We start from the raw sequence: 13125 nt of genomic DNA on the forward strand, positions 1-13125 counted from the left end.
TTTAGTTTGAAATAAAAGAGGAGGCTAATACCTCCTTTTTTAGTCTCAAAATTTAAAATATTTATGGCCGAGTAAGCGCAGTCATAATAAAAAGAAAGCGTTAGAGTGCTGTTATAAAAGCAAATTGTTAAGCCAATATTTAAGGTTTTTCTTAATTATGTAATTAAATGAAAAACAATAATTTAATTAAATAATTTCTAGCCAATTTCACATTGACACCTTAATTTTTGAAGATTACCATTTGCGGGCTGGCCTACATTGCCAGTCGGTTTTGACGGACCGTTTATTCGACCACATCAGGATTATTTCTTCTGAGGAGTAGTCTTGTGTGCGCACCTCGTTCCCTCCCGTAGCGGTAGGACGGGAGTGGGACACTTTCGAGTGTGCTGGATGTCGAAACCAGTCCGTCAACCCGCTTCCGTTCTGCCACCATAATTTATAATGCTTTGGCAGAACTCCCAAAAGAAGGAGTTGGCTATGCACATTCATAAATTATTGGCAGTCACTGTCAAAATCTATCTCGACACAACTTAAATCAATTTAAAGCAGTTTGATGAGCCATAGGCTTTTCAGGCTTTAAATCATTACGACCAAAACTTAGCAACAATAAAACTTGAGATGTGCCAAGCACAGTCTTTACGGCTTTGCTGTGCCTTTTTTTCTCCCAGAAAAGGCACAGGCTTTTTAATCTCTTTTAGCAACAACAAGAATTTATAACGGTAAAACGATGCCAACTTTAGAAAGATCTTCCAAAAAATTACAGGTTCTTCATACAGCAATTGAGCTGTTTAATATCTATGGATTTCACAATACGGGCGTGGACTTAATCGTCAAAAAATCCAAAATTCCTAAAGCCACTTTTTATAATTACTTTCACTCAAAACAGCGGCTTATTGAAATGTGCGTATCCTTTCAAAAAAGCAAACTCAAAGAAGAAGTGCTGGCAATTATCTACTCAAGCCGTTACCGAACCTCAAGCGATAAACTTAAAGAGATTATTGTTTTACATGTCAGTTTTAATAGCCTGTACTATCTATTACTTAAAGCCATTTTTGAAACTAAACAGATTTACCCGCAGGCCTACCGTATAGCGCTTGAATATAGAAAATGGCTGCTTAAAGAACTTTTTGATTTGGTTTTTAGTTTGGACACCCATCATGCGTTAAAACCAAGTGCGGATATGGTTTTAAACTTAATTGATGGCTTGATGTTCCAGATTTTAAGCTCAAAAAGTTTGGAAGAGAGGGATGTGGTGGGGGAGAGGTTTTTTACAAATAAGCAAATACATTTATAAATAGATGGCTCTATTGAAAGAGCCATAATCTTATAAACTTAGTCAGAGATTATTTCATACATTTTTTTAAATAACAGACTATCTTTGTCGGCAAGGGTATTCACAATATCAAAATGATTATGTCCTTCATCTTTAATTAATGAAACGTTTAATCCTTTTTCTTTGCATATTGAGTAGAAAAAATTGGTTTGATTTTTGAAACCTTCTGTCTCTAGCTCTCCTACACTGAGTATGAGTGGTGCAGCATTTTCTGGCAATGGTAAATTTTCATAAGGGCTGAGGTTAGTTGCTTGTTCTGGACTGAGTTTAAGCCATTCATTAATGTTGGTATCACATAAGGGTAATAAATTATAAAGGCCACTTAACCCAAGAACACCTTTAATGACATTTTTTGGCAAATTAAATTCTTCTTGCCAACAATCATTCCACAGCATTGCAACCAAATGTCCTCCAGCTGAACTCCCGCCTATATATATTTGCTCAGGGTCTATGCCATAATTTTTAGCATTATGGTAAATCCAAGCAATCGATGTTCTTACTTCTCTCACAATTTCAAAAAGTGATGCTTGAGGACAGAGGCTATATTCAATTGTAGACACCGCTATTCCATGTGCTACAAAATTTTCAGCCATAGAGCAAGCATCATCTTTACTTTGTGCCCGCCAATAGCCTCCATGGATATAGATAAAAATTGGTGAAGGCTGTTTCTTTGCTGGAAAAATATCTAATGTTTCTCTTCTAGCTAAGCCGTAATGTAGATTATATAAGCCTGTAATCGCATCTTTGGATTTCTGCGCAAGTCGTGCATATTCCTTCATACAAGCATCAAAATCAGCCACTGAATTTCTTGCATTGTATTGAATTTCTCTTTCTTGAAGATTTGAGAAGAATAGGTCTGTCATATAAGCCTCGATAACAATTTATTTAATAAAAGGATAGTAATTAATTAGTTCAGACAACTTTAAATTTTTGTTTAGCTATATTTAGCTCCCGATACCACTTAAGTGCTAAACAAATAAAAGCAATAAAACTAGGTACGGCTAAACTTAAGAAAATTGAACTCATATCTAGCTTTAAAGTAAAAATGAAAGAACCTAAAAATGATCCTAAAATTGCCCCAATACGGCTTATTCCATGCATCCATGAAACGCCAGAGCCCCTACAGTTCGCTGGATAAAAAAGAGTAGCTAACGGAAATAATGCTGTTTGGGCACCTGCTAATAGGCCTCCAATCATAAAGATCAGTATTGAAAAGAGGCTAATGTTTGTATGCGTAAAGCTAAGAAGAATGAATAATAAGAATGCCGAGAAATATGAAGAAGTAATCACTTTGGTTGGATTTAATCTATCCATAAATCTACACATGATCATAGCTCCAATCACACCCCCGAATGGGAATAAAGTAGACATAAGACTTAATTGTTGTAGATCAAAACCAACAGTTTTTAAAATTGTAGGCATCCAGCTTGTAAAAAGATAAAACACTAATAAACTCATAAAAGAGCAAAGCCATAACATTAATGAACCAAATAAGTATTTGCTAAAGATATCTTTAAGTGGATTATTTTGTTCAACAACTTCCTTTTCCGCTAAAGATAAGACAAACTCTTTCTCAATTTTTTTTCCATGTATTTTTTCTAAAATTAAAAGTGCTTTATTCTGTTGGTTATTGATAATAAGGAATTGTGTGGATTCAGGCAGGGAGAAAATGAGTACAAGGGTAAGTAATGCAGGTATCAAGCCAATAATAATTAATAATTCAGACCAACTAAAAATTTTTAATAGATAAGCTGAAAGGAACCCTCCAGAAGATACTCCCATTAGAAATCCACAACCAGCTAAACCCGTGAGAAATGCTCGATGCTTTTTAGGCATATATTCTGAAACGATTGTACTAACATTAGGCATTGTTGCACCTAACCCAAGTCCAGTAATAAATCTATAGATAATGAGTTCTGCTGTATTGGTCGAGTAAGCAGAGATTATTGTAAATATAGATAAGATTAGCATGCTGATAATCATTATTTTCTTTCGGCCAAACTTATCTGCAAAAATACCTGATATTAAGGCGCCAATACTCATACCGATTAAAGCAGCACCAAATACAGGAGCTAATTCGGCCTTTGAAATTTGCCATTCATCTAACAAAGGTGGTGCTATAAAACCTATGATTCCAGTATCAAGTCCATCACAGAAAAATACTAAGAAACCTAAAACAAAGACTACCCACTGGAGGGGGGCTAGTTTTTCTCTATCTACAATATCGTTCACATCTATTTTAATCATATACATTCCTGAAATTTATTTAAATATTCATAAAAATGTAGAATAGGTTTTATGAATTTAGGTTAAAGATGAAGATGCTTTTAAGCTTTATTATTGTTTTTTATAGGATATAAGATATCCAATTTATCCAGATTTATATCCGATAATTCCAAATTTTAATTAAGTTATATTTTTCAATTAATTGTTTCATTTTAAAAATTAATATTTTTTTAAAGTTGTTGTATGAAGTAAATTTTCTTTTTTAACAAAATCAAACATATATTAAAATAAAATTATTTAGAATTATTTCATCATAATTTGGGAATTTGCTTATGAAATTGTTAGGAATATTATCTATCCCTTTTATTATCTCTGCCTGTGTTACTAATCAGAATGTGCAAAAGGAAGAGACCCCAGAATGTATGAATTATCATGCAATGATGACAGCACCTATGCCAGCAGAGGCAATGGAAAACTTAAAAAAAGCCTGTTACGAATCTAGAAAATAGCGTTGAGCATTTATATTTAAAAAAAATTTATTAATACGAGAATATTAAGTTAAAAAATAACTGCTGACTGTTCTTATTTTTGCAACTTAAGTTCTTATTTTAGTAGCTTGTTTTAATCTTTCGAAATCAGAAATATAAGAATGTTTTTATCAAGTATAGAACATTTAATTTAATTGTATATCTGAGGTTTCGAATGAAAAAGATCTTTTTAAATACCACACTACTAGGCTTAATGTATTTGAACATAAGTCATGGAGCCAATGCTCAAAGTACGATAGATATTCCAGAAGCTCCCTCTACTGTAAATGCGATTTATGTTTCCCAATCGAGTAAAAAAGCTTTAAATCCATCGGAAAAAATTGACCGGCTATATAACCGAAATCTTCAGCAAGAGTATGTACTGCAACGTATGACAGAACATACTTATTTTTTTCAATCTCAATTTTATGGAACGATGTTTTATGTAGGTGAAAAAGGAGTACTGTTATTTGACCCAGTTGAAAATGCTGGAGAAAAGATTTTAAAAGCGATCTCAGAAGTAACAAAACTACCTGTTACAACAATTGTCTATTCGCATGCGCACGCTGACCATATCAGCTCAGCTCCAGTAATTGTTGAAGCTTCTAAAAAGGCAGGTGTCAAAGTACGTATTATTTCATCTGATGCTACAGCAGAGCTTTTAAACCGAATTAAAAGTAAATTACCAAAACCTACGGAAACAATTCCTTTTAAAAATGGTAGTTTTAATTTTGAAGGGGTGAATGTTCAGGTACATGGTTTCAAATATGCAGCACATACTGCCGATACAGGTGTTTGGTTAATTCCAAGTGAGAAAGTTGCACATATTCCCGATCTAATAAATGCCGATCAATTACCTTATTGGGGTTTCGCTGGTGCTGAAGTTCCTCTTTATTTTGAAGAAAATTTAAAAGAATTAAAAAGTTTAAATTGGGTATTTCTGAGTGGTGGCCATGGAAATGTTGGATCTAAAGCTGATGTAGATTTCTATTTAGAGTTCCTAAAAGATATGAAACAAGCAGTGGGCCAATCATATGGCGTAGTGCAGTGGGGAGTAGGAGCTCCTGATCCTCAGAAAACAAATTCACATATGGCCCAGCTACCAGCATATCTTGATGCAATAGGTAATCAGGCAACTGAATATTTACGACCAAAATATGGACAATATTATGGGTTTGAAACTTCAGTTCCAAAGAATGGTGAAATCACAGCTTTATTAATGTATGCCTATCAATAGTAAAAAATGTCTATACCTAAAATCGGGTATAGACTTTTTATATATTGATTTTAATTAGATATCCTGCATTTCTTTAAGTAGAGGAGGAATTTTTTCGATTAAGAAATCAAGAAAAACCTTTGATGCTGGTAAAGCACCGCTCCGAGATGGAAAGATTAAATGAAAATTTCCAGTTGGAAGTTCCCATTCAGGTAAAACGACGATAAGTTTCTTTTCTAATATCAGGCTTTTGCATTTTAACAAAGGCAGCAAAGCGATACCTTTTCCATCGGTAGCTAAACAATTAAGCAAAGTTAAACTTGCAGCTTTGATAAATGGTTTTATAGGCAAACTTACGTTTTCATTAATAGTTTGATTGCTAAAGAACCAAGTTTGATTTTCATTTTCGATATTACTTAATAATTTATGCTTACTTAGATCGCTAGGATGCGTAGGTGTACCGTATTGGTTGAGATATTGTGGACTGGCGACTAATACTGATTGTGTATAACCAAGATGTCTCATCACTAAATTGTGATCGCTATCTAAGTTCTGTCGAATACGGATCCCGATATCGACAGATTCTTTAAGAATATCAACTCTCTTGTTGGTAACAATAAATTTGATTTCTACTTTGGGGTATCTATCCATAAATTCAGGAAGAATGAGAGGCATAATTCTTTCTGCAACATCTATAGGAATGCTTACAGTAATTGATCCAATCGGCTCGCCGCGCAACTGATCTATTAAGTCATAAACAGTTTGCGCTTCTAAAAGCATTGATTGTACATATTGATAAATCTGCTCGCCGATTGCCGTAAGCTTAATTTGTCTCGAGTCTCGTTGTAATAATTTAACGTTTAAATTTTTCTCTAAATTTGAGAGTCTTCGGCTTAATTTTGATTTAGATATACCTGTTTTTTGTTCTACTTTACTTAGACCACCATGTTCGACAATTAAAGCAAAAATATATAAATCATTTAAATCTTTCATCGGTGTTTTAACCTTAATGAACCAATAATTTATCTTACTTCGAACTTTATCTTTGTTGGTTGCATTTTTTGCAACATATGTTCCCGATTATAGGGCTTAAGTGGCAAATATAAAACGAATAAACTCATTTCACGACTTAAAACCCTTATAGGTATGAAATGAAACTTTTACATTTAGACTCAAGTGCTCTCGGTGAATTCTCGGCTACTCGGGAGATTGGGCAAGCAGTTGTTCAAGAGTTAAAAAAACATGGGCCTTTAGAGGTAACCTATCGTGACTTGCATGTAGAGCCACTTCCACATTTTTCAAAACACTTTGATAGTTTGAGTGAAGAAGCACAAGTTGATGAACGTATTCTTCAACAATTTGAAGAAACAGATATTTTTGTACTAGGGGCACCGATGTACAACTTGAGTATTCCCACTACATTGAAAGCATGGATAGACCGAATTTTAATTGCAGGTCGGACTTTCAGATATACAGAGAATGGGCCACAAGGCTTAGTTTCAGGTAAGAAAGTGATTATTGTGAGTGCTCGCGGTAGTGCTTATGGTGATCAATTTCCTATGGATCATCAAGAATCTTATTTAAAAGATATTTTTAATTTCTTAGGTATACAAGACGTATTTGTAGTACGTGCTGAAGGAATGGCTTTTCCAACTCGTTCTCAATCAATTAGCAAAGCAATTAATAGTATTCCACAAATGTTTGCTATTCCTGCTCCAAACTGAGAGAGAATAATCATGACTAGAATAAATAACGCAATCGAAAAAATTATCCAACATCCAAAAGTATTTGGATTTGCATCACTTCTAATGCGGGTAATGATAGCTGTAATTTTTGTCTTATCCTGATTAGGAAAGATATTTCAATATTCGAGTAATGCTGGATATATGGAGTCTATGGGAGTGTCGTCTGCATTATTGCCATTAGCAATTCTGGTTGAGTTTGGAGGTGGTTTCCTTGTATTGATTGGTCTTCAAACGCGACTTGCAGCATTTCTATTGTTTGGTTTCTCGTTAGTGGCAGCAGTGCTATTTCACAGTGGTTCTGATATGAACAGCCAAATTATGTTTATGAAAAACATTTCAATGGCTGGAGGTCTACTGGCTCTTGTTATCTTTGGCGCAGGCGGCCTGAGTGTAGATAAGAAACTTAAATAATTTCAAAAGGTAAAGGTACATATTTGTATTTTTACCTTTATTTTTCTATTTAAATAATGGTTGTTATCAATGAGATTATTTTTTTATCCTCATGCCTGTTCAATGGCGATTCATATTGCTTTAAAAGAAACAGGGCAAGTATTTGATACAGAGTTTGTAGACTTATCAACAAAAGTCACTGGATCCGGATTGGATTATTTAAAGATTAATCCTAAAGGGGCAGTTCCAGCACTTGGACTTGAAAATGGTAAAGTCATAACTGAAGTTACAACAATACTGACTTATTTAGCTGACTTGGTTCCAGAGAAAAATCTAATACCCAAATCTAGTTCTTTTGAACGTTATGAAATGATGAGTCTATTGTCATTTATTAGTATGGATATACATAAAAATTTCTCTGCTTTTTTCTACAAAGAAAAGATTGATCCTTGGATTGAAGTATCCAAACACAAGTTATCAAGAAATTTTGATTTTATTGAAAATAAACTTCAGTCAAATCAGTATTTAAACGGCAATGAAATCTCAATCGCAGATTTCTATTTCTTTGTAATGCTTCATTGGTGTGACTATTTTTCTATAGACTTAGAGAAATGGCCTAAGATTCTCAATTTGAAATATAACTTGGAAAAAAGAAGTTCTATACAAGAAGTTCTAAAGTTTGAATCAAGTTTTTCTCAATAAATTTTATGTAGAAAGAGGAACATACGAGTGTTCCTCTTTTATATTTTATAGTCATAAAATAGATTATAGAAATAACGTATTTTGTAGAATGAAATTTAAATAAATTAAAGATAAATTATGTTATAGCTTGCATTTTATTGATTAAATTTGGCATTTTTTCAATTAAAAAATCGAGAAAAACTTTAGATGCGGGAAGTGCTCCACTTCTAGGTGGAAATATTATATGAAAATTTCCTTTAGGAAGTTTCCATTCAGGTAAAATAACTATAAGTTTCTTTTCAATTATTAAATCTCGGCATCTGATAAGAGGGAGTAAAGCAATACCTTGGTTATCTTGTGCTAATGACATGAGTAATGTTAGGCTTGAAGCTTTAATAAATGGCTTTATACTTGTATTTAACTTTTGTTCTAAATTTTCAAAAAACCAAATCTGATTTTCATTATCCAGGTTGTTGCTTAATAATTTGTGATTATTTAATTCATTTGGATGTTTAGGTATTCCATACCGTTGAATATATTCAGGGCTAGCGACTAAAACGGATTCAAGATAGCCTAAATGTCTCATTACTAAATTGTTATCAACTTCTTTGCTAGAGCCGACCCTAATACAAATATCTATTGATTCTTTTAATATATCAATTTTTTTATTAGTCACTATAAAGTTTATTGCAACTTTAGGGTATTTCTCCATAAATTCTGGAACAATCAAAGGTAATTGTCTTTCTGCAACTCCAATTGGAACACTCACATTAATAGTACCTATTGGCTCCTCTTGACATTGATCAATTAAATCATAAACATTTTGAGCCTCTTTAAGCATAGATTGAACATATTGATAAATTTGTTCGCCAATAGCAGTCATTTTGACTTGTCGAGAGTCCCTTTGTAGTAGTTTAATATTTAGATTTTTTTCTAATGTAGATAATCTACGGCTTAATTTGGATTTGCTTATACCAGTTTTTTCTTCAACTTTGCTTAATCCACCATGCTCTACAATTAGGGAAAAAATGTATAAATCGTTCAGGTCTTTCATAGGGGCTGCATCAAAAATTAAGATTTTTATTTTTCTATAATATGCTTATTTTTTGTAATTTTACTGAAAATAAGTAATAGCTTGAAAAATAAATGTATATTTTAGTAGAGTATTTTTTAAGAAATTTTTGTGTATCTATTTGTTTTTTATATATGATTTTTACCATGTATTTTGAGAGAGTGAAAGATATTTTTTAAATACATTTTTATAAAAATATTAATATAAACTATTGTTATTTTTTATTTATTTTTTTATGTTGCAAAAAATGCAACATATAATTTCATTTTTAGCGATAGTTTAGCTTTTTAAAAAAATTATAATTAATAGTGTCTTTGTAAAAGTATTTGTCTGTAGAAAAATCTATCTTTTACTGTTTTTAAGCATTATTCACACTCTCTATTCCTTTAAAATTCACCTAACCTTTCGCAAAATTTTTAAATCTAGATACTGTGACTGTGAATAGAAATTATATACGGTGATTTTAAAGATATGGCTTGGAATTATGTTTAAAAATAATTTAAAAAGAGGTAATAATGGGCTCTAAATCTATAGGGAGTGCAAGCTTTTTTATAAAAGCTTATGCAGTGATACAGTTATTGTTTGCTCTGACTTTGTTTGGTGGTGGAGCATATTTAATAATATTAAATGGATCTTGGTATTACTGCATTACTGGATTATTACTCGTAATATCAAGTATATATCTGTATCTAAACAAGATTATAGGCGCTAAAATCTTTGGCATAGTTTTTGTGTACACACTCATTTGGACAATTTGGGAGTCTGGTACAAGATTTTGGGGCTGGATACCTCGTATAGCGACCATAGCTGTATTCGCATTTTTTTATCTTTACTCCTGCCATATATTGCGCATGGTATACGAAAAAGAGTTGCTTATAGTTTTACCGGCTTAATTGTTACATGTTTTGTTATAGCAGGTGCATTAGCATGGTATCCCTATTTCACTTCTCTCGATACAAGCCAAATTCCTCAAAATACTTCAAATGTATACCATGCGGATAGTACTCAACCAGATAGTGATTGGCGGTATTATGGAAGAGATGTGCAGGCAACCCGTTTTTCACCCACTAATCAAATTAACCCTGAAAATATTAATCAATTAAAACAAGTCTGGGTAACGCGTACAGGAGATATGCCTCCTGTAGATAAAAAAAATAAGTGGGCTGCCCAAACAACACCAATTAAAGTCAATGATGCTCTTTACTTGTGTACTGCTACTAATAACATGCTGAAATTAGATGCGCGTACTGGTAAGAAAATTTGGGAATATAAACACAATTTAGCTTACGAGAAATTACCGTCGACTGCAGTGTGTCGCGGTGTCACGTTCTATACTTCAAAAGTAATTCCTGAGAATGAAATATGTCATGAAAAGGTGATTGAAGGCACGCTAGATATGCAACTTATAGCGGTAGATGCAAAAACAGGAAAGGCATGTCCCCAATTTGGTACAAACGGACATGTGAACTTGCTAGAAGGAATTGGTCATACAGTTCCAGGATTCATGGCTGTTACATCGCCACCCCCTGTCGTAAATGGAGTAATTGTAGTCAACCATAAAGTTCAAGATAACCAACGCCGTACAGCACCATCCGGGGTAATACGTGCATATGATGTTGATACTGGTTCTCTTAAATGGGCTTGGGATGTAAGACAACCAAATCGACATGGATTACCTCCAAAAGGTGAAACCTATAGCCGTGGTACGCCTAACTCTTGGACAGTTATGACTGTTGATGAAAAATTAAATACAGTCTATGTTCCAACTGGAAGTTCGGCGCCCGACTACTATAGCGCTTTACGTACAGAAGAAGAAAATCAAGTTTCTACCGCAGTTGTTGCATTGGATGCTCAAACAGGGGTAAAAAAATGGAGCTTTCAAACTGTTCATAAGGACGCATGGGATTATGATTTAGGATCACAAGCAACTCTACTTGATTATAAAGATCAATCAGGAAAGATTGTTCCAGCGCTCATTATGCCAACAAAAAGAGGACAAACATTTGTATTAAACCGAATTACAGGCAAACCCATTTCAAAAGTTGTCGAGCGCCAAGCTCCTGAATCTGTTATTCCAGATGATGTGCGTTCGCCTACACAACCATGGTCTGTAGATATTCCTCGATTAGGGTTTTCAGATTTAACAGAATCAAAAATGTGGGGCATATCACCAATTGATCAAATGCTTTGTCGTATTAAATATAGACAAGCATATTATGTTGGTGAATTTACTCCTCCTACGGTTAATAAACCATGGATTCAATATCCTGGATTTAATGGTGGTAGTGATTGGGGAAGCATAGCCTATAACCCTAAAAATGGTATTTTGATCGCTAACTGGAGTAATACCCCAATGTACAATCAGTTGGTTGCAAGAGCTAAAGCAGATCAAGAAGGTATTTTACCGATGGATGATCCGAAATTTAGTGCTAAGAAAAATGGCTCAATTGCAGCAATGGCTGAATCTCCTTATGCAGTAAATGTTCAACCATTCTATGCTCCAATTACCAATGTGCTTTGTAATGAACCACCATATGGAATGGTTACTGCTATTAATATGAACACCAAGAAAGTGATTTGGCAAAAACCTTTGGGAACAGCAGAGCACAATGGTCCATTTGGATTGCCAACATATTTACCTATTAATATTGGTACACCTAATAATGGTGGGCCTATTATTACAGATGGTGGAGTTGTATTCGTTGCTGCTGCAACTGATAACCGTTTGCATGCCTTTGACAGTAAAACTGGTAAGTCGATCTGGAGTGCCAAATTACCTGCGGGTGGACAAGCAACACCTATGACTTATTCTATTGATGGAGAGCAGTATGTTGTTATTGTTGCAGGTGGCCATTACTTTATGCAAACACCGCCCGGTGACTATGTAGTTGCTTTTAAACTAATGAAAAAATAAATTTAAAATCTTTTACCAAGTTCTATTTTTTAGAAAAAGAGGCCATAAAAGGTCTCTTTTTTCTTAGTTTTACTGCTTGAGGTGTGGTGGCATAATTGGGCGGCACAGCATACTTAAAGCCATTTTTGAAACTAAACAGATTTACTCGCAGGCCTACCACATGGCAATTGAGTATAGAAAATAGCTGCTTAAAGAACTTTTTGATTTGTTTTTTAGTTTGGACACTCATTCATTAAAGCCCGATGCCAATTTTTTTTTAAACTTAATTGATGGCTTGATGTTCCAGATTTTAAGCTCAAAAAGTTTGGAAGAGAGGGATGTGGTGGTGAGGTTTTTTTGTTCGGGTACATTAATCAGTTATTTTTAGCTGAGAATAAGCTGTAAATTGATCATTGGCTTAATACACCGCTAGAGAATTTTATAAAAAATAATCAGAAAATTGTAAACAAAAAAAGCGCTAACTGGGAAAAGTTGGCGCTTTGGATTTAAAAAGAATTAGACCATAATTAATGTAAAAAATCAGTTGTAAAAAAGTATATAATTTGTTGAATAACAATTATTAAGTATCTTGCTGAAGATTAAAAATACAATTATCTTTACTCACATGTTTGCAAACATAATAACTTTAACTTTATGAAAATTAATATTTTTAGGAATTTTCTATGTATATTTTAAGTGAGAACGGGCAAGAAGCCTTTTCTAAATTTATGTCAAATCTAGTTACTCAATCAGTATTAGGTTCGATTTGCTTATTATTACTTTATCGAGCTGTTCATTTACCTATCTGGACTTATCAGTGGTTAGTTTTTTGGATATTTACTTTAGCAATTATCAGTTTTTTATTTTTCTGGTGTTTCTCTAGCTTTATGCAATTTATTAAACCATTAAATAATGAATTGGATGAGCGAATTAAAAGTTTGGGCATTCCAATGAATAAGAAAGATACTTTAAAACAGAATTTTATTAATTTTTTTAAGAGAATTTATCTATCATGAAAACATGATAAAGTAATTTTTTGGCA

At 33.3% G+C, this 13125-nt stretch carries 11 protein-coding genes and 2 pseudogenes; 9 read left to right on the plus strand and 4 right to left on the minus strand.

Going from position 1 to position 13125, the window contains the following annotated elements:
* Window positions 1-727 precede the first annotated feature (727 nt).
* On the plus strand, window positions 728-1294 hold the full coding sequence (locus MKL51_RS02110; protein WP_068555575.1) for a TetR/AcrR family transcriptional regulator: 567 nt from the start codon (window positions 728-730) through the stop codon (window positions 1292-1294).
* Between the two features lie 38 nt (window positions 1295-1332).
* Here MKL51_RS02110 and MKL51_RS02115 read toward each other — a convergent pair whose 3' ends face one another.
* Together MKL51_RS02115 and MKL51_RS02120 are read right to left on the minus strand one after the other, a co-directional pair.
* Entirely contained in the window at window positions 1333-2196 is an 864-nt protein-coding gene (locus MKL51_RS02115) for an alpha/beta hydrolase (RefSeq protein ID WP_032052080.1), read from the minus strand.
* A 49-nt stretch (window positions 2197-2245) separates the two neighbouring features.
* Entirely contained in the window at window positions 2246-3580 is a 1335-nt protein-coding gene (locus MKL51_RS02120) for an MFS transporter (RefSeq protein ID WP_032052081.1), read from the minus strand.
* Window positions 3581-3891: 311 nt separating this feature from the next.
* Between MKL51_RS02120 and MKL51_RS02125 the strand changes: the two genes are divergently transcribed.
* Window positions 3892-4068: a hypothetical protein gene (locus MKL51_RS02125; protein ID WP_017481060.1), complete on the plus strand. Its 177-nt coding sequence runs from the start codon at window positions 3892-3894 to the stop codon at window positions 4066-4068.
* A 193-nt stretch (window positions 4069-4261) separates the two neighbouring features.
* Window positions 4262-5323: an MBL fold metallo-hydrolase gene (locus MKL51_RS02130; RefSeq protein ID WP_032052082.1), complete on the plus strand. Its 1062-nt coding sequence runs from the start codon at window positions 4262-4264 to the stop codon at window positions 5321-5323.
* 54 nt (window positions 5324-5377) lie between these two features.
* Here the strand turns inward: MKL51_RS02130 and MKL51_RS02135 are convergent, their stop codons facing one another.
* A complete protein-coding gene (locus MKL51_RS02135; protein ID WP_000654049.1) occupies window positions 5378-6295 on the minus strand; it encodes a LysR substrate-binding domain-containing protein in 918 nt (305 codons plus the stop codon).
* Between the two features lie 158 nt (window positions 6296-6453).
* Here MKL51_RS02135 and MKL51_RS02140 point away from each other — a divergent pair, with 158 nt between their 5' ends.
* The 3 genes from MKL51_RS02140 (at window position 6454) to MKL51_RS02150 (ending at window position 8139) form a co-directional block, all read left to right on the plus strand.
* The gene (locus MKL51_RS02140) at window positions 6454-7026 is read left to right on the plus strand and encodes an FMN-dependent NADH-azoreductase (protein WP_017403365.1); all 573 of its coding nucleotides are present in this window, start codon (window positions 6454-6456) and stop codon (window positions 7024-7026) included.
* A gap of 132 nt (window positions 7027-7158) precedes the next feature.
* Complete coding sequence (locus tag MKL51_RS02145) at window positions 7159-7458, plus strand: DoxX family protein (RefSeq protein ID WP_270904169.1); 300 nt, start codon at window positions 7159-7161, stop codon at window positions 7456-7458.
* Between the two features lie 69 nt (window positions 7459-7527).
* The gene (locus tag MKL51_RS02150; protein WP_032052084.1) at window positions 7528-8139 is read left to right on the plus strand and encodes a glutathione S-transferase family protein; all 612 of its coding nucleotides are present in this window, start codon (window positions 7528-7530) and stop codon (window positions 8137-8139) included.
* Window positions 8140-8254: 115 nt separating this feature from the next.
* On the opposite strand, the gene MKL51_RS02155 is transcribed toward MKL51_RS02150, so the two are convergent.
* Window positions 8255-9172 carry a LysR family transcriptional regulator gene (locus tag MKL51_RS02155; protein WP_032006253.1) on the minus strand — a complete coding sequence of 306 codons (918 nt, stop codon included), beginning with the start codon at window positions 9170-9172 and terminating at the stop codon, window positions 8255-8257.
* 533 nt (window positions 9173-9705) lie between these two features.
* On the opposite strand from MKL51_RS02155, the pseudogene MKL51_RS02160 reads away from it, so the two are divergent.
* The 3 genes and pseudogenes from MKL51_RS02160 to MKL51_RS02170 all read left to right on the plus strand — a co-directional run bounded on the left by MKL51_RS02160 (window position 9706) and on the right by MKL51_RS02170 (window position 13099).
* Window positions 9706-12104 (plus strand): annotated as a pseudogene (locus MKL51_RS02160) (membrane-bound PQQ-dependent dehydrogenase, glucose/quinate/shikimate family).
* 109 nt (window positions 12105-12213) lie between these two features.
* Window positions 12214-12471 (plus strand): annotated as a pseudogene (locus tag MKL51_RS02165) (TetR/AcrR family transcriptional regulator); the annotation flags it as partial.
* 295 nt (window positions 12472-12766) lie between these two features.
* Entirely contained in the window at window positions 12767-13099 is a 333-nt protein-coding gene (locus MKL51_RS02170; protein WP_228132269.1) for a hypothetical protein, read from the plus strand.
* Window positions 13100-13125 lie beyond the last annotated feature (26 nt).

This window comes from Acinetobacter sp. AOR18_HL (assembly GCF_027855145.1).
GTDB classification, from domain to species: domain Bacteria; phylum Pseudomonadota; class Gammaproteobacteria; order Pseudomonadales; family Moraxellaceae; genus Acinetobacter; species Acinetobacter pittii.

Bases quoted from the DNA above. Each gene is read 5' to 3' on its own strand.
- MKL51_RS02110 (WP_068555575.1), top strand. From the start codon at position 728: ATGCCAACTTTAGAAAGATCTTCCAAAAAATTACAGGTTCTTCATACA.
- MKL51_RS02115 (WP_032052080.1), bottom strand. From the start codon at position 2,196: ATGACAGACCTATTCTTCTCAAATCTTCAAGAAAGAGAAATTCAATAC.
- MKL51_RS02120 (WP_032052081.1), bottom strand. From the start codon at position 3,580: ATGATTAAAATAGATGTGAACGATATTGTAGATAGAGAAAAACTAGCC.
- MKL51_RS02125 (WP_017481060.1), top strand. From the start codon at position 3,892: ATGAAATTGTTAGGAATATTATCTATCCCTTTTATTATCTCTGCCTGT.
- MKL51_RS02130 (WP_032052082.1), top strand. From the start codon at position 4,262: ATGAAAAAGATCTTTTTAAATACCACACTACTAGGCTTAATGTATTTG.
- MKL51_RS02135 (WP_000654049.1), bottom strand. From the start codon at position 6,295: ATGAAAGATTTAAATGATTTATATATTTTTGCTTTAATTGTCGAACAT.
- MKL51_RS02140 (WP_017403365.1), top strand. From the start codon at position 6,454: ATGAAACTTTTACATTTAGACTCAAGTGCTCTCGGTGAATTCTCGGCT.
- MKL51_RS02150 (WP_032052084.1), top strand. From the start codon at position 7,528: ATGAGATTATTTTTTTATCCTCATGCCTGTTCAATGGCGATTCATATT.
- MKL51_RS02155 (WP_032006253.1), bottom strand. From the start codon at position 9,172: ATGAAAGACCTGAACGATTTATACATTTTTTCCCTAATTGTAGAGCAT.
- MKL51_RS02170 (WP_228132269.1), top strand. From the start codon at position 12,767: ATGTATATTTTAAGTGAGAACGGGCAAGAAGCCTTTTCTAAATTTATG.